Source organism: Haloarcula sp. Atlit-120R, from assembly GCF_003665885.1.
Taxonomy (GTDB): Archaea; Halobacteriota; Halobacteria; order Halobacteriales; family Haloarculaceae; genus Haloarcula; species Haloarcula taiwanensis.
Map to the genome: position 1 here is coordinate 1 of NZ_QPLN01000029.1, position 653 is coordinate 653.

Consider the following 653-nt stretch of genomic DNA (forward strand, 5'->3'; position numbering starts at 1 on the left):
ATGTCACCATCGAGTTCGAGCCAATCCGCACCGTAGGCGGTCGGATTGATGTACAGCGACCCTGAAACCGTCGTCACCTGCCGTGACTCACGATTGAGTGCGAGTTCGTCCAGTCCACCGAGTTCGTTCAGGAGCGATTGGATTTCAACAGAGCGTCGAGATCCCATCTGACAGATGTGGTCAGAGGCCGCATCAGTCCTCGATTGTCTGAATTTCTGTGTCGACATACTGTTCCCCACACCCTCATATCGGTTAATACCCCGGACGACCCTAAGACACGTCTTAGGGTTCATACCCCCACTAAACACTAAGTTCCATCTAATTCTTGCACGAAATATAACTATGAGGACACCAATGGCGTAAGTATGTCTGCATGTGCAGGCCACCCCGCCGCTGGGTTCCGCCTGGGGCCGGGTGCCAACGTCGACGACGACCGCGCTATCGAAGTGACGGTCGACGAATCGTTCACCAACCCAATCGAGGAATTCGTCCACGGACAGGGCGGAGTCACCGGCCAAGCGCTCAACCGCGGGCTCGACACCGCACAGCGTGTCGGCATCGAACCCAAACAGGAGCACTTCGCAGAAGACGCGACGACCACCGCCCGCATCTCCGGCTCGATCATGATGGTCTCCCAGGCCATCATCGTCGCC

Annotated in this window: 1 pseudogene; it reads left to right on the forward strand. The window is 57.1% G+C overall.

Annotated features, from left to right (window positions below):
- Positions 1–365: 365 nt before the first annotated feature.
- Positions 366–653: pseudogene (locus DVK01_RS21055) on the forward strand (hypothetical protein); the annotation flags it as partial.